The 16,913-nt window shown below is 72.5% G+C and carries 21 protein-coding genes; 19 read left to right on the plus strand and 2 right to left on the minus strand.

Going from position 1 to position 16,913, the window contains the following annotated elements; all coding sequences use genetic code 11:
* On the minus strand, positions 1-1,211 hold a 1,211-nt coding region (locus CCN42_RS27045; protein WP_086739517.1), incomplete at its 3' end, for an oxidoreductase.
* Positions 1,212-1,388: 177 nt separating this feature from the next.
* On the opposite strand from CCN42_RS27045, the gene hisD reads away from it, so the two are divergent.
* Genes hisD through hisF form a run of 8 tightly spaced genes read left to right on the plus strand, consistent with a single transcriptional unit; the run spans position 1,389 to position 7,098 of the window.
* Positions 1,389-2,714: a histidinol dehydrogenase gene (gene hisD / locus CCN42_RS27050; RefSeq protein ID WP_086739519.1), complete on the plus strand. Its 1,326-nt coding sequence runs from the start codon at positions 1,389-1,391 to the stop codon at positions 2,712-2,714.
* Entirely contained in the window at positions 2,711-3,820 is a 1,110-nt protein-coding gene (locus CCN42_RS27055) for a histidinol-phosphate transaminase (RefSeq protein WP_086739521.1), read from the plus strand. The genes hisD and CCN42_RS27055 overlap by 4 nt, the downstream gene beginning before the upstream one ends.
* Complete coding sequence (gene hisB / locus CCN42_RS27060; RefSeq protein WP_086168548.1) at positions 3,817-4,410, plus strand: imidazoleglycerol-phosphate dehydratase HisB; 594 nt, start codon at positions 3,817-3,819, stop codon at positions 4,408-4,410. The genes CCN42_RS27055 and hisB overlap by 4 nt, the downstream gene beginning before the upstream one ends.
* Positions 4,407-4,571 carry a hypothetical protein gene (locus CCN42_RS43440; RefSeq protein WP_169731530.1) on the plus strand — a complete coding sequence of 55 codons (165 nt, stop codon included), beginning with the start codon at positions 4,407-4,409 and terminating at the stop codon, positions 4,569-4,571. Before hisB ends, CCN42_RS43440 begins: the two co-directional genes overlap by 4 nt.
* The gene (gene hisH / locus CCN42_RS27065; protein WP_086168549.1) at positions 4,562-5,206 is read left to right on the plus strand and encodes an imidazole glycerol phosphate synthase subunit HisH; all 645 of its coding nucleotides are present in this window, start codon (positions 4,562-4,564) and stop codon (positions 5,204-5,206) included. The genes CCN42_RS43440 and hisH overlap by 10 nt, the downstream gene beginning before the upstream one ends.
* A 4-nt stretch (positions 5,207-5,210) precedes the next feature.
* Positions 5,211-5,945 (plus strand): bifunctional 1-(5-phosphoribosyl)-5-((5-phosphoribosylamino)methylideneamino)imidazole-4-carboxamide isomerase/phosphoribosylanthranilate isomerase PriA, encoded by a 735-nt coding sequence (gene priA / locus CCN42_RS27070; protein WP_086739523.1) that lies wholly within the window; start codon positions 5,211-5,213, stop codon positions 5,943-5,945.
* Entirely contained in the window at positions 5,942-6,346 is a 405-nt protein-coding gene (locus CCN42_RS27075) for a RidA family protein (RefSeq protein WP_086168551.1), read from the plus strand. Before priA ends, CCN42_RS27075 begins: the two co-directional genes overlap by 4 nt.
* Positions 6,343-7,098 (plus strand): imidazole glycerol phosphate synthase subunit HisF, encoded by a 756-nt coding sequence (gene hisF / locus CCN42_RS27080; RefSeq protein ID WP_086168552.1) that lies wholly within the window; start codon positions 6,343-6,345, stop codon positions 7,096-7,098. Before CCN42_RS27075 ends, hisF begins: the two co-directional genes overlap by 4 nt.
* A 31-nt stretch (positions 7,099-7,129) precedes the next feature.
* Here hisF and CCN42_RS27085 read toward each other — a convergent pair whose 3' ends face one another.
* Positions 7,130-7,765, minus strand: a complete 636-nt coding sequence (locus tag CCN42_RS27085) for a TIGR03085 family metal-binding protein (RefSeq protein ID WP_086739525.1) — start codon at positions 7,763-7,765, stop codon at positions 7,130-7,132.
* Positions 7,766-7,925: 160 nt separating this feature from the next.
* Between CCN42_RS27085 and hisI the strand changes: the two genes are divergently transcribed.
* From hisI to lgt, 11 genes are all read left to right on the plus strand, one after another.
* The gene (gene hisI, locus CCN42_RS27090) at positions 7,926-8,330 is read left to right on the plus strand and encodes a phosphoribosyl-AMP cyclohydrolase (protein ID WP_086739541.1); all 405 of its coding nucleotides are present in this window, start codon (positions 7,926-7,928) and stop codon (positions 8,328-8,330) included.
* Positions 8,331-8,341: 11 nt separating this feature from the next.
* Positions 8,342-9,835 (plus strand): anthranilate synthase component I, encoded by a 1,494-nt coding sequence (locus CCN42_RS27095; protein WP_086739527.1) that lies wholly within the window; start codon positions 8,342-8,344, stop codon positions 9,833-9,835.
* A 52-nt stretch (positions 9,836-9,887) separates the two neighbouring features.
* Positions 9,888-10,538, plus strand: a complete 651-nt coding sequence (locus CCN42_RS27100) for a TIGR02234 family membrane protein (protein ID WP_086739528.1) — start codon at positions 9,888-9,890, stop codon at positions 10,536-10,538.
* Between the two features lie 140 nt (positions 10,539-10,678).
* The gene (locus CCN42_RS27105; RefSeq protein WP_086168556.1) at positions 10,679-10,966 is read left to right on the plus strand and encodes an HGxxPAAW family protein; all 288 of its coding nucleotides are present in this window, start codon (positions 10,679-10,681) and stop codon (positions 10,964-10,966) included.
* A 94-nt stretch (positions 10,967-11,060) separates the two neighbouring features.
* Positions 11,061-11,513 (plus strand): DUF2752 domain-containing protein, encoded by a 453-nt coding sequence (locus tag CCN42_RS27110; protein ID WP_086739530.1) that lies wholly within the window; start codon positions 11,061-11,063, stop codon positions 11,511-11,513.
* A 138-nt stretch (positions 11,514-11,651) separates the two neighbouring features.
* The gene (gene trpC / locus CCN42_RS27115; RefSeq protein WP_086739531.1) at positions 11,652-12,461 is read left to right on the plus strand and encodes an indole-3-glycerol phosphate synthase TrpC; all 810 of its coding nucleotides are present in this window, start codon (positions 11,652-11,654) and stop codon (positions 12,459-12,461) included.
* A gap of 22 nt (positions 12,462-12,483) precedes the next feature.
* On the plus strand, positions 12,484-12,681 hold the full coding sequence (gene trpM, locus CCN42_RS27120) for a tryptophan biosynthesis modulator TrpM (protein ID WP_086739533.1): 198 nt from the start codon (positions 12,484-12,486) through the stop codon (positions 12,679-12,681).
* Between the two features lie 113 nt (positions 12,682-12,794).
* On the plus strand, positions 12,795-14,078 hold the full coding sequence (trpB, locus tag CCN42_RS27125) for a tryptophan synthase subunit beta (protein ID WP_086739535.1): 1,284 nt from the start codon (positions 12,795-12,797) through the stop codon (positions 14,076-14,078).
* Complete coding sequence (gene trpA, locus CCN42_RS27130) at positions 14,075-14,890, plus strand: tryptophan synthase subunit alpha (RefSeq protein ID WP_086739536.1); 816 nt, start codon at positions 14,075-14,077, stop codon at positions 14,888-14,890. The genes trpB and trpA overlap by 4 nt, the downstream gene beginning before the upstream one ends.
* Positions 14,891-14,991: 101 nt before the next feature.
* Positions 14,992-15,768 carry a DsbA family protein gene (locus CCN42_RS27135; RefSeq protein ID WP_169731531.1) on the plus strand — a complete coding sequence of 259 codons (777 nt, stop codon included), beginning with the start codon at positions 14,992-14,994 and terminating at the stop codon, positions 15,766-15,768.
* A gap of 81 nt (positions 15,769-15,849) precedes the next feature.
* Positions 15,850-16,860 (plus strand): prolipoprotein diacylglyceryl transferase, encoded by a 1,011-nt coding sequence (gene lgt, locus CCN42_RS27140; RefSeq protein WP_086739540.1) that lies wholly within the window; start codon positions 15,850-15,852, stop codon positions 16,858-16,860.
* Positions 16,861-16,913: the final 53 nt, after the last annotated feature.

The following is a 16,913-nucleotide window of genomic DNA, read 5'->3' on the forward strand; positions in this document are numbered from 1 at the left end:
GCGAGCAGCACCTCGCGGGCGTCCTCGTCCTCGCCGCCGGCCCGCAGCACGGCGGCGAGGCGTTCGTACGGGTCCGGGTTGTACTCGGCGGTCGCCGCCGCCACCCACTCCAGCCGCACGGCCAGCGGGAAGGGCCCCTGCGGGACCAGGTTCTCGTAGGTGAAGCCCGGCATGTGCAGGTGGCCGGGGCCCGGCCAGCTGCTCGCCCGGTCGACCAGGTTGACGATCCGCGCGCCGGACAGCACCACCTTGCCGCGCTGCGGGCGTTCCCCGAGGAAGCGCAGCTCGGGCACCTGGATCCGGCGCAGGGACAGCTCCTGGTCGTCGGAGAGGACGAGGCGGGCGCCGTCGAGGTCGACCGCGTCGCCGAACCGGCCGTCGTCGAGCCGCAGCCCGCCCTGGCACTCGAAGCGCTGCACCCGGGTGCCCTGCGCGGGCGTGCGGCCGCTCAGCTGGAGGCCGCCGACGCCCGCCGGGGTGAGGTACAGGGTGCGCTCGACGGTCAGCTGCGGGGCGTTGAGCGCGAGCCTGCCGTACGGGTTGCGCAGCCGGGCGCCGCGCAGGCTGAGCGAGACGCCGACCGTGGCGCTGCGCAGGCTCAGCTCGCCGTGCGACTCCAGCAGCTCGGCCTGGAGGTCCTGCCCGACGTTCAGGCCGTCCGCGGCGATGGACCGGCCGCTGCGGTCGCGGTACACGATCGCCTGGTTGAGCAGCAGGTCGGTGCCGATCTGGGCGTCGGTGAGCCGTATCCCGCTCAGGAAGCGGCAGCGCGGCAGGTGCAGGTCGCCCTCGGTCTGCACACGGGCGGCCTCCAGCCGGGGCACCGAGCAGTCCACCAGCCGAACGGTGGTGAAGCGGGCCTCCGGCAGCCTGACCTCCTGTTCGAAGCGGCAGCCGGTCAGCTCGACGTACGGCACCACGGTGCCGCCGGAGAGGTCCATCGAGTCGTTGATCTGCACCCCGGTCAGCTTCAGCGAGGACACCCGGCCGGCCAGGGCGGGCGGGCCGTCCAGCAGCAGCCAGCACACGATCCGGGCCCGCACGGTCCGCTCCGGGCCCCAGGGCTGCCCGCCGTGCGGATCGTCGATCACGCTGTCGCCGCTGCGCAGGTCGTAGACGGTGCCGCTGCGGAAGGCCTGCCACATGCCGGCCTCGGCGGCGGTCAGATCGTCCGGGATGTCCCCGGTCCGTAAGGCGGCCCCCTCGGTCACAACAGTCCCTCCTTCCCCGGATACTCGCGAGTTCGGTCCTCGTACAGCTGTTCATGCCCGCTGAGTGACGCCTCGAACACGAAACGTGAGGAGGAACTTCCGGGGCCGCGCCGGGTTCTGTATCAGCCATTGATACGCGCGGACGACCGCCGTCGCCGGTCTGCGAGAATTGAGCACGTGATCTCCCGAATCGATCTGCGCGGCGACGCCCTCCCGGAGGGTCCCGCCCTGCGCGACCTGCTGCCCCGAGCCGACTTCGACGTATCGGCCGCCCTGGAGAAGGTGCGTCCGATCTGCGAGGCCGTGCATCATCGGGGCGACGCGGCGCTGATCGACTTCGCCGAGAAGTTCGACGGCGTCACGCTCGACCAGGTCCGGGTGCCGGCCGCGGCCCTCGCCCGCGCCCTGGAGGAACTGGACCCGGCCGTGCGCGCGGCCCTGGAGGAGTCCATCCGCCGCGCCCGCCTCGTCCACCGCGCCCAGCGGCGTGAGACCCACACCACCCAGGTGGTGCCCGGCGGCTCCGTGACCGAGAAGTGGGTGCCGGTCGAGCGTGTCGGGCTGTACGCGCCGGGCGGCCGCTCGGTCTACCCGTCCTCGGTGGTCATGAACGTCGTGCCCGCCCAGGAGGCCGGCGTCGAGTCCATCGCGCTCGCCTCCCCGGCCCAGGCCGAATTCGGCGGCCTGCCGCACCCGACGATCCTCGCCGCCTGCGCCCTGCTCGGCGTCGACGAGGTCTACGCCGCGGGCGGCGCGACCGCGGTGGCGATGTTCGCGTACGGCACCGAGTCCTGCCCGCCCGCCAACATGGTCACCGGCCCCGGCAACATCTGGGTCGCTGCGGCCAAGCGCTACTTCACCGGCAAGATCGGCATCGACGCCGAGGCCGGCCCCACCGAGATCGCGATCCTCGCGGACTCCACCGCCGACCCGGTGCACGTCGCCTCCGACCTGATCAGCCAGGCCGAGCACGACCCGCTGGCCGCCGCCGTGCTGGTCACCGACTCCGCCGAGCTGGCGGAGGCCGTGGAGAGGGAGCTGGCGACCCAGGTCGCGGCCAGCAAGCACGTCGACGACCGGATCGTGCCCGCCCTCACCGGCAAGCAGTCCGCGATCGTGCTGGTCGACGGGGTCGAGGAGGGCCTGCGGGTGGTCGACGCGTACGGCGCCGAGCACCTGGAGATCCAGACCGCCGACGCCACGGCCGTGGCCGGCCGGGTGAAGAACGCGGGCGCGATCTTCATCGGCCCCTGGGCCCCGGTCTCGCTCGGCGACTACGCCGCCGGGTCCAACCACGTCCTGCCCACCGGCGGCTGCGCCTGCCACTCCTCGGGCCTGTCCGTCCAGTCCTTCCTGCGCGGCATCCACATCGTGGACTACACCCGCGACGCCCTCGCCGAGGTCGCCCACCACGTGGTGACGCTGGCGGAGGCGGAGGACCTGCCGGCGCACGGCGCGGCGATCAAGGCCCGGTTCGACTGGAAGGTGCCGGAGAGCAAGTGAACATCCGGATCGACGACCTCCCCGTCCGGGACGAACTGCGCGGCAAGTCCCCCTACGGCGCGCCCCAGCTCGACGTCCCGGTACGGCTGAACACCAACGAGAACCCCTACCCGCTGCCCGAGCCGCTGGTCGAGCGGATCGCCGAGCGGGTGCGCGAGGCGGCCCGCCACCTCAACCGCTACCCGGACCGGGACGCGGTCGAGCTGCGCACGAAGCTCGCCGAGTACCTGACGAAGACGTCGGGGTACGAGGTCGGCCTGGCCGGCGTCTGGGCGGCCAACGGGTCCAACGAGGTCCTCCAGCAGCTGCTGCAGACCTTCGGCGGGCCCGGCCGCACCGCGATCGGCTTCGAGCCGTCGTACTCGATGCACGGCCTCATCGCGCGCGGGACGGGCACGGGCTGGATCTCCGGCCCCCGCAACGACGACTTCACGATCGACCTCGCGGCGGCCGAGAAGGCCATCGCCGAGCACCGGCCGGACGTCGTCTTCATCACCACCCCGAACAACCCCACCGGCACCGCCGTGCCGCCGGAGACGGTGGTCGCGCTGTACGAGGCCGCGCAGGCCGCCAAGCCGTCCATGGTGATCGCGGACGAGGCATACATCGAGTTCAGCCACGGCGACTCGCTGCTGCCGCTGCTCGACGGCCGCCCGCACCTGGTGATCTCCCGCACCATGTCCAAGGCGTTCGGCGCGGCGGGCCTGCGCCTCGGCTACCTCGCCGCGCACCCGGCCGTCGTCGACGCCGTCCAGCTGGTCCGGCTGCCGTACCACCTGTCGGCGGTCACCCAGGCGACCGCGCTGGCCGCCCTGGAGCACACCGACACGCTGCTCGGGTACGTGGAGCAGCTGAAGGCCGAGCGGGACCGCCTGGTGAGCGAGCTGCTCTCGATCGGCTACGAGGTCACGGCCTCGGACGCCAACTTCGTGCAGTTCGGCCGGTTCGCCGACGCCCACGAGGCCTGGCGGAAGATCCTCGACCGGGGCGTCCTGGTCCGGGACAACGGCGTGCCGGGTTGGCTCAGGGTCACCGCCGGCACCCCGGAGGAGAACGACGCGTTCCTCGACGCGGTCCGTGAAGTGAAGAAGGAGCTGAACGCATGAGCCGCGTGGGACGCGTGGAGCGTACGACCAAGGAGACCTCGGTCCTCGTCGAGATAGACCTCGACGGCACCGGGAAGACCGACATCTCCACCGGTGTCGGCTTCTACGACCACATGCTCGACCAGCTCGGCCGGCACGGTCTCTTCGACCTCACCGTGAAGACCGAGGGCGACCTGCACATCGACTCCCACCACACCATCGAGGACACCGCCCTCGCGCTGGGCGCCGCCTTCAAGCAGGCCCTCGGCGACAAGGTGGGCATCTACCGCTTCGGCAACTGCACCGTCCCGCTGGACGAGTCGCTCGCCCAGGTGACCGTCGACCTGTCCGGCCGCCCGTACCTCGTGCACACCGAGCCCGAGAAGATGGCGCCGATGATCGGCGAGTACGACACCACGATGACCCGGCACATCCTGGAGTCCTTCGTCGCCCAGGCGCAGATCGCGCTGCACGTGCACGTGCCGTACGGCCGCAACGCGCACCACATCGTGGAGTGCCAGTTCAAGGCGCTCGCCCGGGCCCTCAGGTACGCCTCCGAGCGCGACCCGCGCGCGGCGGGCATCCTCCCGTCGACGAAGGGCGCGCTGTGAACGGCTCCTCGACCGCGCTGATCGTCGTCGGGCTCTTCCTGATCGGCGGCATCATCTCCTTCATCAAGCAGAAGATGCCGACCAGTCTGATCGTGCTGCTGTCCATCGGCGCCGCGATGTGTCTCGTCGCGGGCGTCATGCGGCTGGAGGTGTGGAATTGAGCACCAAGAGCGTCGTGGTCTTCGACTACGGCTTCGGCAACGTCCGCTCCGCCGAGCGCGCCCTCGCCCGCGCGGGAGCCGACGTCGAGATAACCCGCGACTTCGACAAGGCCATGAACGCGGACGGCCTGCTGGTGCCGGGCGTCGGCGCCTTCGCCGCCTGCATGCAGGGCCTGCGCGCCGCGCGCGGTGACTGGATCATCGACCGCCGGCTCTCCGGCGGACGCCCCGTCATGGGCATCTGCGTCGGCATGCAGATCCTCTTCGCCCGCGGCATCGAGCACGGCGTCGAGGCAGAGGGTCTCGACGAGTGGCCCGGCGCGGTCGAACCGCTCCAGGCCGACATCGTGCCCCACATGGGCTGGAACACCGTCGACGCCCCGGCCGGCACCGAGCTGTTCGCCGGCCTGGACGCGGACGCCCGCTTCTACTTCGTGCACTCCTACGCCGTCCACGACTGGAAGCTGGAGACGCACAACCCGGCGATCGCCGCGCCCAAGGTCACCTGGTCCACGCACGGCAAGCCGTTCGTGGCCGCCGTGGAGAACGGCGCCCTGTGGGCCACGCAGTTCCACCCCGAGAAGTCCGGCGACGCCGGCGCGCAGCTGCTCACCAACTGGATCGGAACCCTGTAGAGACATGGCCAAGCTCGAACTGCTCCCCGCCGTCGACGTCCGCGACGGCCAGGCCGTGCGCCTCGTGCACGGCGAGTCCGGCACCGAGACCTCCTACGGCTCCCCGCTGGAGGCCGCCCTCGCCTGGCAGCGCTCGGGCGCCGAGTGGCTGCACCTGGTCGACCTGGACGCGGCCTTCGGTACCGGTGACAACCGGGAGCTGATCGCCGAGGTCGCCGAGCGCATGGCGGAACTGCACATCAAGGTGGAGCTGTCCGGCGGCATCCGCGACGATGCCTCGCTGGCCGCCGCGCTCGCCACCGGCTGCACCCGCGTCAACCTCGGCACGGCCGCGCTGGAGACCCCGGAGTGGGTCGCCAAGGTCATCGCCGAGCACGGCGACAAGATCGCGGTGGGCCTGGACGTCCGGGGCACGACCCTGCGCGGCCGGGGCTGGACCCGCGACGGCGGCGACCTCTACGAGACGCTGGACCGCCTCAACAAGGAGGGCTGCGCGCGGTACGTCGTCACCGACATCGCCAAGGACGGCACCCTCCAGGGCCCCAACCTGGAACTGCTGAAGAACGTCTGCGCGGCCACCGACCGCCCGGTCGTGGCCTCCGGCGGCGTGTCCTCCCTGGACGACCTGCGCGCCATCTCCGAGCTGGTCCCCCTCGGTGTCGAGGGCGCCATCGTCGGGAAGGCGCTGTACGCGAAGGCGTTCACCCTGGAAGAGGCCCTGGAGGCAGTGTCGTCATGACGTCCGGAACCGTGCGGCGCGTGCAGAGCGGAAGTCCCTGGGAAGAGTCTTTCGGTTTCGCACGCGCCGTCGCGGCGGGCGACCGCGTCCTGGTGGCGGGTACCACGTCCTTCAAGGGGACGGTGCTGTACGGCGAGGGCGACCCGTACGAACAGGCCAAGGTGGCCTTCACCGGCGCCCTGGAGGCGATCGGTGAGTTCGGGCTCGGCGTCGAGTCCGTGATCCGCACCCGGATGTACCTGACGCACGCCCGGGACGTGGACGAGGTGGGCCGCGCCCACCAGGAAATCTTCGGCACGGTGCGGCCGGTGTCCACCCTCCTCGTGGTGGAGGGCTTCGTGGACCCGCGCATCCTGGTCGAGGTCGAAGTAGAGGCATTCAGAGGAGCCGAGCAGTCATGACCCTGGCGGTCCGAGTCATCCCCTGCCTGGACGTGGACAACGGCCGGGTCGTCAAGGGCGTCAACTTCCAGAACCTGCGCGACGCGGGCGACCCCGTCGAGATGGCGAAGGTGTACGACGCCGAGGGCGCCGACGAGCTGACGTTCCTGGACATCACCGCGTCCTCGGGCAACCGCGAGACGACCTATGACGTGGTGCGCCGCACCGCCGAGCAGGTGTTCATCCCGCTCACGGTCGGCGGCGGCGTCCGTACGGCCGACGACGTGGACCGGCTGCTGCGCGCGGGCGCGGACAAGGTCGGCGTCAACACGGCCGCCATCGCCCGCCCCGACCTGATCCGCGAGATCGCCGAGCGCTTCGGCCGGCAGGTCCTGGTGCTGTCGGTGGACGCGCGGCGGACGGAGAGCGGGTCCTTCGAGGTGACCACGCACGGCGGCCGCAAGGGCACCGGCATCGACGCCGTCGAGTGGGCGCACCGGGCCGCCGAGCTGGGCGCGGGCGAGATCCTGCTGAACTCGATGGACGCCGACGGCACCAAGGACGGCTACGACCTGGAGATGATCCGGGCCGTCCGCAAGCACGTCACGGTCCCCGTGATCGCCTCCGGCGGCGCCGGCCGGCTCGACCACTTCCCGCCCGCGATCGAGGCCGGCGCGGACGCCGTCCTCGCCGCCTCCGTCTTCCACTTCGGCGACCTGCGCATCGGCGAGGTCAAGCAGACCCTGCGGGAGGCCGGCCACCCGGTGCGGTGACGCGCCGCGGGGCTCAGCCCTCCACCGTCGCTCAGATGCCGAGCTGCTTGCTGCCGTGCAGGCGTTCGATCGCGTCCGCGTCGCCCTCCAGGTCGACCCTGGCGGCGTTCTGGCGGCCGTAGAGGAACAGCAGCAGCTCGGAGGGCTCGCCGGTCACCGTCACGACCGGGGTGCCCCGGTGCGCGACCGCCGTCTGGCCGTCGGGACGGCGCAGCACCAGGCCGGTCGGGGCGCCGCGGCCCATCAGCCGGGCCGTGCGCTCCATCCGGGACCACAGGGTGTCCTGGAAGACCGGGTCCAGCACCCGCGCCGTCCAGTCGGGCTGGGCGCGCCGGACGTCCTCCGCGTGGACGTAGAACTCCACCGTGTTCGACATCTCGTCGAGCTGCTTCAGGGAGAACGGCGAGAAGCGCGGCGGTCCGGTGCGGATGAGCTGGATCAGCTCCTCGTACGGTTTCGCCGCGAACTCCTCCATGGCCTTCTCCAGGCGCGGCGCGAGCTGCTTGATCAGCAGACCGCCGGCCGCGTCGGGGCGGCGCTCGCGCACCACCACGTGCGCGGCCAGGTCCCGGGTCTGCCAGCCCTCGCACAGGGTGGGTGCTTCCGGGCCCGCGGTTTCCAAGAGGTCGGCGAGGAGGAGCCGTTCGCGCTTGGCAAAGGTCGACATGCCGTCAGCCTACGACCGGGTAGCCCGTCCGCCCACCCGTCACCCGGCCACCATCCCCCGGCCAGCACGCTCCGCGCCCCCTGACCATCTGCTCGGCGCCCTCTGACCACCTGGTGGACGCCGCGCCGTGACCGCCGGCGGCGCGCGGCACAATGGCCCCATGACCAGCACGCCTCCAGCCAGCAGGCCCAGCGGCCTGGACCCCGACATCGCGGCGCGCCTCAAGCGCAGTGCGGACGGTCTCCTGCCCGCCATCGCCCAGCAGTACGACACCGGAGAGGTGCTGATGCTGGGCTGGATGGACGACGAGGCGCTGCACCGCACGCTGACCACCGGCCGCTGCACCTACTGGTCCCGCAGCCGCCAGGAGTACTGGGTCAAGGGCGACACCTCCGGTCACTTCCAGTGGGTGAAGTCCGTCGCGCTGGACTGCGACGCGGACACCGTGCTGGTCAAGGTCGACCAGGTCGGCGCCGCCTGCCACACCGGCGCGCGCACCTGCTTCGACGAGGACGTGCTGTCGGAAGACCTTCGGGACGCCGGCGCGCCGGCCGGGAATCAGTAAGGTCGGCGGCCATGGACCTCGAGACGTTCCGCAAGCTCGCCACCGACCGCCGGGTCATCCCCGTCACCCGCAAGCTCCTCGCCGACGGCGACACCCCGGTCGCGCTCTACCGCAAGCTCGCCGCCGAGCGCCCCGGCACCTTCCTCCTGGAGTCCGCGGAGAACGGCCGCTCCTGGTCCCGCTACTCCTTCGTGGGCGTCCGCTCCGCGGCAACCCTCACCGAGCGCGACGGCCGGGCCCACTGGCTGGGCACCCCGCCGGTCGGCGTCCCGGTCGACGGCGACCCGCTCGCCGCCCTGCGCGCCACCATCGAGGCGCTGCACACCCCGCACCAGGAGGGCCTGCCGCCCTTCACCGGCGGCATGGTCGGCTACCTGGGCTACGACATCGTGCGCCGCCTGGAGAAGATCGGCCCCGGCGAGCGCGACGACCTGCGCCTCCCCGAACTGACCATGCTCCTCACCAGCGATCTCGCGGTGATGGACCACTGGGAGGGCTCGGTCCTGCTGATCGCCAACGCGATCAACCACAACGACCTGGACACCGGCGTCGACGAGGCCCACGCGGACGCGGTCGCCCGCCTGGACGCCATGGAGGCGGACCTGTCCCGCGCGGTCGCCCAGCCGCCCGCCGTCCTGCCGCCGTCCGAGCTGCCGGAGTACACCGCGCTGTGGGGCGGCGCCCAGTACCAGGCGGCCGTCGAGGACATCAAGGAGCGCATCCGCGCGGGCGAGGCCTTCCAGGTGGTGCCGTCGCAGCGGTTCGAGACGCCGTGCACGGCGAGCGCGCTGGACGTGTACCGGGTGCTGCGGGCCACCAATCCGTCGCCGTACATGTACCTGTTCCGGTTCCCCTGCGCCGACGGAGGTGCCTTCGACGTCGTCGGCTCGTCCCCCGAGGCGCTGGTCAAGGTCGAGGACGGGCGGGCCATGGTGCACCCCATCGCCGGCACCCGGCACCGGGGCGCCACCCCGCAGGAGGACCAGGCCCTCGCCGAGGAGCTGCTCGCCGACCCCAAGGAGCGCGCCGAGCACCTGATGCTCGTCGACCTGGGCCGCAACGACCTGGGGCGGGTCTGCGAGCCCGGCTCGGTCGAGGTCGTCGACTTCATGTCCATCGAGCGGTACTCGCACGTCATGCACATCGTCTCCACGGTCACCGGCCGGGTCGCCGCGGGCCGTACCGCGTTCGACGTGCTGACCGCCTGCTTCCCGGCCGGCACCCTCTCCGGCGCCCCGAAGCCGCGCGCCATGCAGATCATCGACGAGCTGGAGCCGTCCCGGCGCGGGCTGTACGGCGGCTGCGTCGGCTACCTCGACTTCGCGGGCGACTCCGACACCGCCATCGCCATCCGCACCGCGCTGCTGCGCGACGGCACCGCCTACGTCCAGGCGGGCGCCGGAGTCGTCGCCGACTCCGACCCCGTCGCCGAGGACACCGAGTGCCGCAACAAGGCCGCCGCGGTCCTGCGGGCCGTCCACACCGCCAACCGGCTCGGCGAGTAGGGCACGGATCACGTGAGCCCCGGGTGACGGTTCGCCCGGGGCTCAGGCGATAGTGGAGTACGTGACTGCCGTACCTGACCCCCGTTCCGAAGCCGCACGACCCTCGCGGGCCGGGCGCCGGAGCCTCGCCGTGGCGCTGCTGTGCGGCGCCCTCGGCGCGGCCGTGGTGCTCCTCGCCACCCGCCAGCAGTGGTCGGAGGGCACCGCGACGGTGGCCGGCGGCTCCTTCCCCCTGACCGCCAAGGGCAGCGACGTGACCGGCGTCCCCGCGGCCCTGGCCATAGTGGGCCTCGCCGCGCTCGTCGCCGTCTTCGCCGTCCGCCGCGCCGGCCGTCTCGTCGTGGCCGCGCTGCTCACGCTGTCCGGCGCGGGCATCGCCGTCGCCGCCCTGCTCGGCGCGTCGGACACCGCCGCGCTCGACGAGCAGGCCGCCCGCGCCTCCGGCGACACCTCGGCCGCCGTGCACGCCCTCAGCCACACCGCGTGGCCGTTCGCCGCGGCCGCCGGCGGCGCGCTGATCCTGTGCGCCGGGCTGCTCGCCCTGCGCTACGGCCGCCTCTGGCCCGCCATGTCCGGCCGCTACGAGCGCTCCGGCGCCCCCCGCCCGCGCCGTGCCGCCCCGGCCGTCGACCCGGACCGGCCCGAGGACCTGTGGAAGGCCCTGGACCGCGGCGAGGACCCCACCGGCACCGGCCCGGCCTGACGGCCGGCGGCGAGATCCGGCCGACCCGGCCCGGGTGTGGCGAAAGAGACGCGACCCCGGGGCCGGAGCGGCGCACGCGTACGGGACAATGGACGACGAGCGTCAGGCTCACACACGTACACGGCTACGAGGAGCAAGCAATGGCGGACAGCAGCCACGGGCACGGTCACACCCCGGCCGCCTGGACCGGTGTCATCATCGCCTTCATCGGTTTCACCGTCGCGGGTGCCTTCATGGTGATGGCCAACCCGATGGGCTTCTGGGGCGGCATGGCCATCGTGGTCCTCGGCGGTGTCGTGGGCGGCGTGATGCGCGCGATGGGCCTGGGCATGCCCAAGGCGCAGCCCCTGAAGATGGCGGAGGGCGCCGCCAAGGCGAAGCCGAAGGCCGCCGCGGCCACGCGCGAGCCGGTCGCCGCCGAGAGCTGATCCGGCCCGGCCCGGCACGGCACCACAGCGAACTTCGTCGAGGGGCGGCCCGCCGGCCGCCCCTCACGCGCGTCCGCACCCCGTGCGGGGCACAATGCGAGACGTGACCCCCGACTCCCGGACGGCGAACCCCGCCCGCCGCACCACGGCACCGGTCGCGGCCCGGCTGGCCGTGCCCGCCGGGGTGCTGGCGGCCGTCGCCGCGGCCTTCGCGTACGTCGGCGCCGTGGACCCCAACGAGCCAGGCCACTATCCCGCCTGCCCGCTGCTGCGCCTGACCGGCCTGTACTGCCCCGGCTGCGGCGGGCTGCGCAGCGCGCACGCCCTCGTGCACGGCGATCTCCCGGCCGCCCTCCAGGCCAACGCGGTGGCGGTCGCCGGGTACGCGCTGTTCGCCGTGGCGTGGACCGTATGGGTGGTCCGGGCGGCCCGCGGCCGGCCGTTCCGCGTCGACCCGCGGTCCGCGCACCTGTGGGCCGCCGGCGCGTTGGTGCTGGTCTTCACCGTTGTCCGGAACCTGCCGTTCGGCGGCTGGCTGCATCCTTGATCACCGCACTGATGTCCAGGTAGTGGGACCGGCGTCAACCGGATGCGAAGCCTTCGCCTTCCTCCGGATACCATCGCCATGACCATAGGTTCCGACCGACCGCTGTGACAGTCAGCCGACTGGAAGGGGGCCGCTCGCGTGAGTGTGCTCGACGAGATCATCGACGGAGTCCGTGCCGACCTCGCGGAACGGCAGGCGCGCGTCAGCCTCGACGAGCTCAAGGAGCGCGCGGCGAAGGCTCCCGCGGCCAAGGACGGGGTGGCCGCGCTGAGGGGCGACGGCGTCAAGGTGATCTGCGAGGTCAAGCGATCCAGCCCGTCCAAGGGCGCGCTGGCCGCGATCGCCGACCCCGCGGGCCTCGCCGCGGACTACGAGGCGGGTGGCGCGGCCGTCATCTCCGTCCTCACCGAGGAGCGCCGCTTCGGCGGCTCGCTCGCCGACCTGGAGGCGGTCCGCGCGCGCGTGGACATCCCCGTCCTGCGCAAGGACTTCATCGTCACCTCCTACCAGCTCTGGGAGGCCCGCGCCTACGGTGCCGACCTCGCCCTGCTGATCGTCGCCGCCCTCGACCAGCCCGCCCTGGAGTCGCTGATCGAGCGGGCCGTCTCCATCGGCCTGACCCCGCTCGTCGAGGTCCACGACGAGGACGAGGTCGAGCGCGCGGTCGACGCGGGCGCCAAGATCATCGGCGTCAACGCGCGCAACCTGAAGACGCTGGAGGTCGACCGCGGCACCTTCGAGCGGGTGGCCCCGGAGATCCCGGACAACATCGTCAAGGTCGCCGAGTCCGGCGTCCGCGGCCCGCACGACCTGATCGCCTACGCCAACGCCGGCGCCGACGCGGTCCTGGTCGGCGAGTCGCTGGTCACGGGCAAGGACCCGAAGACGGCCGTCGCCGATCTGGTCGCCGCGGGCGAGCATCCGGCACTCCGGCACGGCCGGGGCTGAGGTTTCGCTAGGCTGACCGACGATGACGTACACACTCACCGCGCCGATGGCCCGGGACCCGTACGCCCGCCTCGCGCGCGGCTGCCGGCCCCGTGGCTGCCGTGCCCCCGCCCGCCGGGTGCACGGCCGCCGGGTGCGGTACGTCATCGGTGACGAGCCCGGGCAGGTCAACGGCCGCCGATGGCAGCGCCCCCCTCAGGGGCGCGGGGGCTCTGTCTGACATGCGGCTCCGCCGCATGCGCGCGACCAGCCACAACGGTCGCGCGGCCGGCTGACCGTCTCCGCCCCCACGGCGACAGTGTCTTTTCACCACACTCACCGTGAGGCTCACGCATGCCCAGCAACTTCTTCATCCCCGACCCGGAGGGGCAGGTTCCGGGCCCGGACGGCTACTTCGGCGCGTTCGGCGGCAAGTTCATCCCGGAGGCCCTCGTCGCGGCGGTCGACGAGGTGGCCGTCGAGTTCGACAAGGCCAAGAACGACCCGGAGTTCGCCCGCGAGCTGGACGACCTCCTCGTCAACTACACGGGCCGCCCGTCGGCGCTCACCGAGGTCCCCCGCTTCGCCGCGGAAGCGGGCGGAGCCCGGATCTTCCTCAAGCGCGAGGACCTGAACCACACCGGCTCCCACAAGATCAACAACGTGCTCGGCCAGGCGCTGCTCACCAAGCGCATGGGCAAGACCCGCGTCATCGCCGAGACCGGTGCCGGCCAGCACGGCGTCGCCACGGCGACCGCCTGCGCGCTGTTCGGCCTCGACTGCACCATCTACATGGGCGAGATCGACACCCGGCGCCAGGCCCTGAACGTCGCCCGGATGCGCATGCTCGGCGCCGAGGTCATCGCCGTGAAGTCGGGCAGCCGCACCCTCAAGGACGCCATCAACGAGGCGTTCCGCGACTGGGTCGCCAACGTCGACCACACCCACTACCTGTTCGGCACGGTCGCGGGCCCGCACCCCTTCCCGGCCATGGTCCGCGACTTCCACCGGGTCATCGGCGTCGAGGCCCGCCGCCAGCTCCTGGAGCGCGCCGGACGCCTGCCCGACGCCGCGATCGCCTGCGTCGGCGGCGGCTCCAACGCCATCGGCCTCTTCCACGCCTTCATCCCCGACGAGTCCGTCCGCCTCATCGGCTGCGAGCCCGCCGGGCACGGCGTGGAGAGCGGCGAGCACGCGGCCACCCTGACCGCGGGCGAGCCCGGCATCCTGCACGGCTCCCGCTCCTACGTCCTCCAGGACGAGGAGGGCCAGATCACCGAGCCGTACTCCATCTCCGCCGGCCTGGACTACCCGGGCATCGGCCCCGAGCACTCCTACCTCAAGGACACCGGCCGCGCCGAGTACCGCGCGGTCACCGACGACGCCGCCATGCAGGCCCTGCGCCTGCTGTCGCGCACCGAGGGCATCATCCCGGCCATCGAGAGCGCCCACGCCCTGGCCGGCGCCCTGGAGGTCGGCCGGGAACTCGGCGAGGACGGGCTGATCGTGGTCAACCTGTCCGGCCGCGGCGACAAGGACATGGACACCGCCGCGCGCTACTTCGGCCTGTACGACACCGACGCCGAGGTCGCACAGGACGCCTCCGGCACCGCCGAGATCGAGGGGGACGCCAAGTGAGCGGGAACATCCGGCTGCTGACCGACACGCTCGCCGCGGCGAAGGCCGAGGGCCGCGCCGCCCTCATCGCCTACCTCCCGGCCGGGTTCCCGACCGTGGACGGCGGCATCGACGCGATCAAGGCCGTCCTCGACGGCGGCGCGGACGTCGTCGAGGTCGGTCTGCCGCACAGCGACCCGGTCCTGGACGGCCCGGTCATCCAGACCGCCGACGACATCGCCCTGCGCGGCGGCGTGAAGATCGCCGACGTCATGCGCACCGTCCGCGAGGCGTTCACGGCCACCGGCAAGCCGGTGCTCGTCATGACGTACTGGAACCCCATCGACCGCTACGGCGTCGAGCGGTTCACCGCCGAGCTGGCCGAGGCGGGCGGCGCGGGCTGCATCCTGCCCGACCTGCCCGTGCAGGAGTCCGCGCTGTGGCGGGAGCACGCCGAGAAGCACGGGCTCGCGACCGTGTTCGTGGTGGCGCCCAGCAGCAGGGACAAGCGGCTCGCCGAGATCACGGCGGCGGGCAGCGGCTTCGTGTACGCCGCCTCCCTGATGGGTGTCACGGGCACCCGCGAGTCGGTCGGCACGCAGGCGCAGAACCTGGTGGAGCGCACCCGCGCGACCACCGAACTGCCGGTCTGCGTCGGCCTCGGCGTCTCCGACGCGGCGCAGGCCGCCGAGGTCGCCGGTTTCGCCGACGGGGTGATCGTCGGCTCCGCCTTCGTCAAGCGGATGCTGGACGCTCCCGACCACGCGGCCGGTGTGGAGGCCGTCCGCGTGCTCGCGGGCGAACTGGCGAAGGGCGTGCGCGGACAGGCGTAGCGGACGGGGAGTGACGGACCCGATCGTCGTACGGGTCGCTCGAACGGGTGGACCTGGAGCCGGGGAGGCGCGCTGCGCCTCCCCGGTTCGTTCTGCGGGGTGTGAGCGAGAAAAACCGTGACGAAAAGCGCACCGCCCGGGAACGGCTGGCGGCGGAGCGCGAGAAGCAGAAGGCCGCGGAGAAGCGGCGCCGAGGGCTGATCGTGGGCGCGAGCGTCGTCTGCGTGCTGGGCCTCGCGGCGGTGATCGGCGTGGTCGCCGCCAACGCGGGCAAGGACGACGGGGGTGACAGCGCGGGCCCGGTCGTGGCGCCCTCGGGTGCCAACGGCGAGGACAGCCTCGTCATCCCGGTCGGCGAGAGCGGAGCCAAGTCGACGCTCACCGTCTGGGAGGACTTCCGCTGCCCGGCCTGCAAGTCGTTCGAGAGCAACTACCGCTCGACGATCCACGAACTGACGGATGCCGGCCAGCTCAAGGTGGAGTACCGCCTGGCCACGATCATCGACGGCAACATGGGCGGCAGCGGCTCCCGCACCGCCGCCAACGCGGCGGCCTGCGCCCAGGACGCCGGGAAGTTCGTCGAGTACCACGACGTGCTGTTCGCCAACCAGCCCCCCGAGACCGACGACGCGTTCGCCGGGACGGACAAGCTGATCGAGCTGGCGGGCAAGGTCGACGGCCTGGACACGCCCGCGTTCCGCACCTGTGTCGAGGACGGCACGCACAGCGCCTGGGTCGACAAGTCCGCCCAGGCCTTCAACAAGGGCGGCTTCAGCGGCACCCCGACCGTCCTGTTGAACGGCCGGAACATCTACCAGGACCAGACGATGACCCCGGCCAAGCTCAAGCAGCAGGTGCAGGAGGCCGCCAAGGGATGACACCGGGCACCGGCCCGTTATGGACCCGTAGCCGGGCTGCCCGACGCCGGGCCGGTCCGGCACGGTAGCGTCGACCCTGCCATGGAACTTGCCTACATTCCCAGCCCGTCGCGCGGGGTGATCCACCTCGGCCCCATTCCGCTGCGCGGCTACGCGTTCTGCATCATCATCGGTGTCTTCGTTGCCGTCTGGCTCGGCAACAAGCGGTGGATCGCCCGCGGCGGGAGGGCCGGCACGGTCGCCGACATCGCTGTCTGGGCGGTGCCGTTCGGCCTGATCGGCGGCCGGCTGTACCACGTCATCACGGACTACCAGCTGTACTTCAGCGACGGCCGTGACTGGGTGGACGCCTTCAAGATCTGGGAGGGCGGCCTCGGCATCTGGGGCGCGATCGCGTTCGGCGCGCTCGGCGCGTGGATCGGCTGCCGTCGCCGCGGCATCCCGCTGCCCGCCTACGCCGACGCCGTCGCCCCCGGCATCGCCTTCGCCCAGGCGATCGGTCGCTGGGGCAACTGGTTCAACCAGGAGCTGTACGGGCGCGAGACCGATCTGCCGTGGGCGCTGCACATCACCTCCACCGCCGACGGCCGGATGCCCGGGTACTACCACCCGACCTTCCTGTACGAGTCGCTGTGGTGCGTGGGTGTGGCGCTGCTGGTGATCTGGGCGGACCGGCGCTTCAAGCTGGGCCACGGCCGCGCCTTCGCGCTGTACGTCGCGGCGTACTGCGCGGGCCGGTTCTGGATCGAGTACATGCGCGTCGACGACGCCCACCACTTCCTGGGCCTGCGGCTGAACAACTGGACCGCGCTGTTCGTCTTCCTGCTCGCCGTGGTCTACATCGTGGTGTCGGCGAAGAAGCGGCCGGGCCGGGAGGGCGCGGTGGAGCCGGGGGCCCAGCCGTCCGACGGCGGCACGGAGGCCAAGTCCGTGGAGGCCGGGGACGGCCCCGGGGGCGAGAAGGCCGAGATCGCCGAGAACACCGATACGGACAAGGCCGAGCAGACGGGCGAGGCCGGGACGTCCGAGAAGGCCGGGACGTCAGAGGACCGAGGCGCCGCGGGCGAGGCCGAGTCGGCGAGGAAGAGCTGACGGCGGCTCCTGCGTACGTCACCGAGGGCGCCCGGAGATCTCCGGGCGCCCTC

Origin of the sequence: Streptomyces glaucescens (assembly GCF_002154375.1) — a bacterium.
Taxonomy (GTDB): domain Bacteria; phylum Actinomycetota; class Actinomycetes; order Streptomycetales; family Streptomycetaceae; genus Streptomyces; species Streptomyces glaucescens.

Coding starts and splice junctions, on each gene's coding strand:
- hisB (WP_086168548.1), top strand. CDS start 3,817: ATGAGCCGCGTGGGACGCGTGGAGCGTACGACCAAGGAGACCTCGGTC.
- priA (WP_086739523.1), top strand. CDS start 5,211: ATGGCCAAGCTCGAACTGCTCCCCGCCGTCGACGTCCGCGACGGCCAG.
- CCN42_RS27075 (WP_086168551.1), top strand. CDS start 5,942: ATGACGTCCGGAACCGTGCGGCGCGTGCAGAGCGGAAGTCCCTGGGAA.
- hisF (WP_086168552.1), top strand. CDS start 6,343: ATGACCCTGGCGGTCCGAGTCATCCCCTGCCTGGACGTGGACAACGGC.
- CCN42_RS27085 (WP_086739525.1), bottom strand. CDS start 7,765: ATGTCGACCTTTGCCAAGCGCGAACGGCTCCTCCTCGCCGACCTCTTG.
- hisI (WP_086739541.1), top strand. CDS start 7,926: ATGACCAGCACGCCTCCAGCCAGCAGGCCCAGCGGCCTGGACCCCGAC.
- CCN42_RS27095 (WP_086739527.1), top strand. CDS start 8,342: ATGGACCTCGAGACGTTCCGCAAGCTCGCCACCGACCGCCGGGTCATC.
- CCN42_RS27105 (WP_086168556.1), top strand. CDS start 10,679: ATGGCGGACAGCAGCCACGGGCACGGTCACACCCCGGCCGCCTGGACC.
- CCN42_RS27110 (WP_086739530.1), top strand. CDS start 11,061: ATGCGAGACGTGACCCCCGACTCCCGGACGGCGAACCCCGCCCGCCGC.
- trpM (WP_086739533.1), top strand. CDS start 12,484: ATGACGTACACACTCACCGCGCCGATGGCCCGGGACCCGTACGCCCGC.
- trpB (WP_086739535.1), top strand. CDS start 12,795: ATGCCCAGCAACTTCTTCATCCCCGACCCGGAGGGGCAGGTTCCGGGC.
- lgt (WP_086739540.1), top strand. CDS start 15,850: ATGGAACTTGCCTACATTCCCAGCCCGTCGCGCGGGGTGATCCACCTC.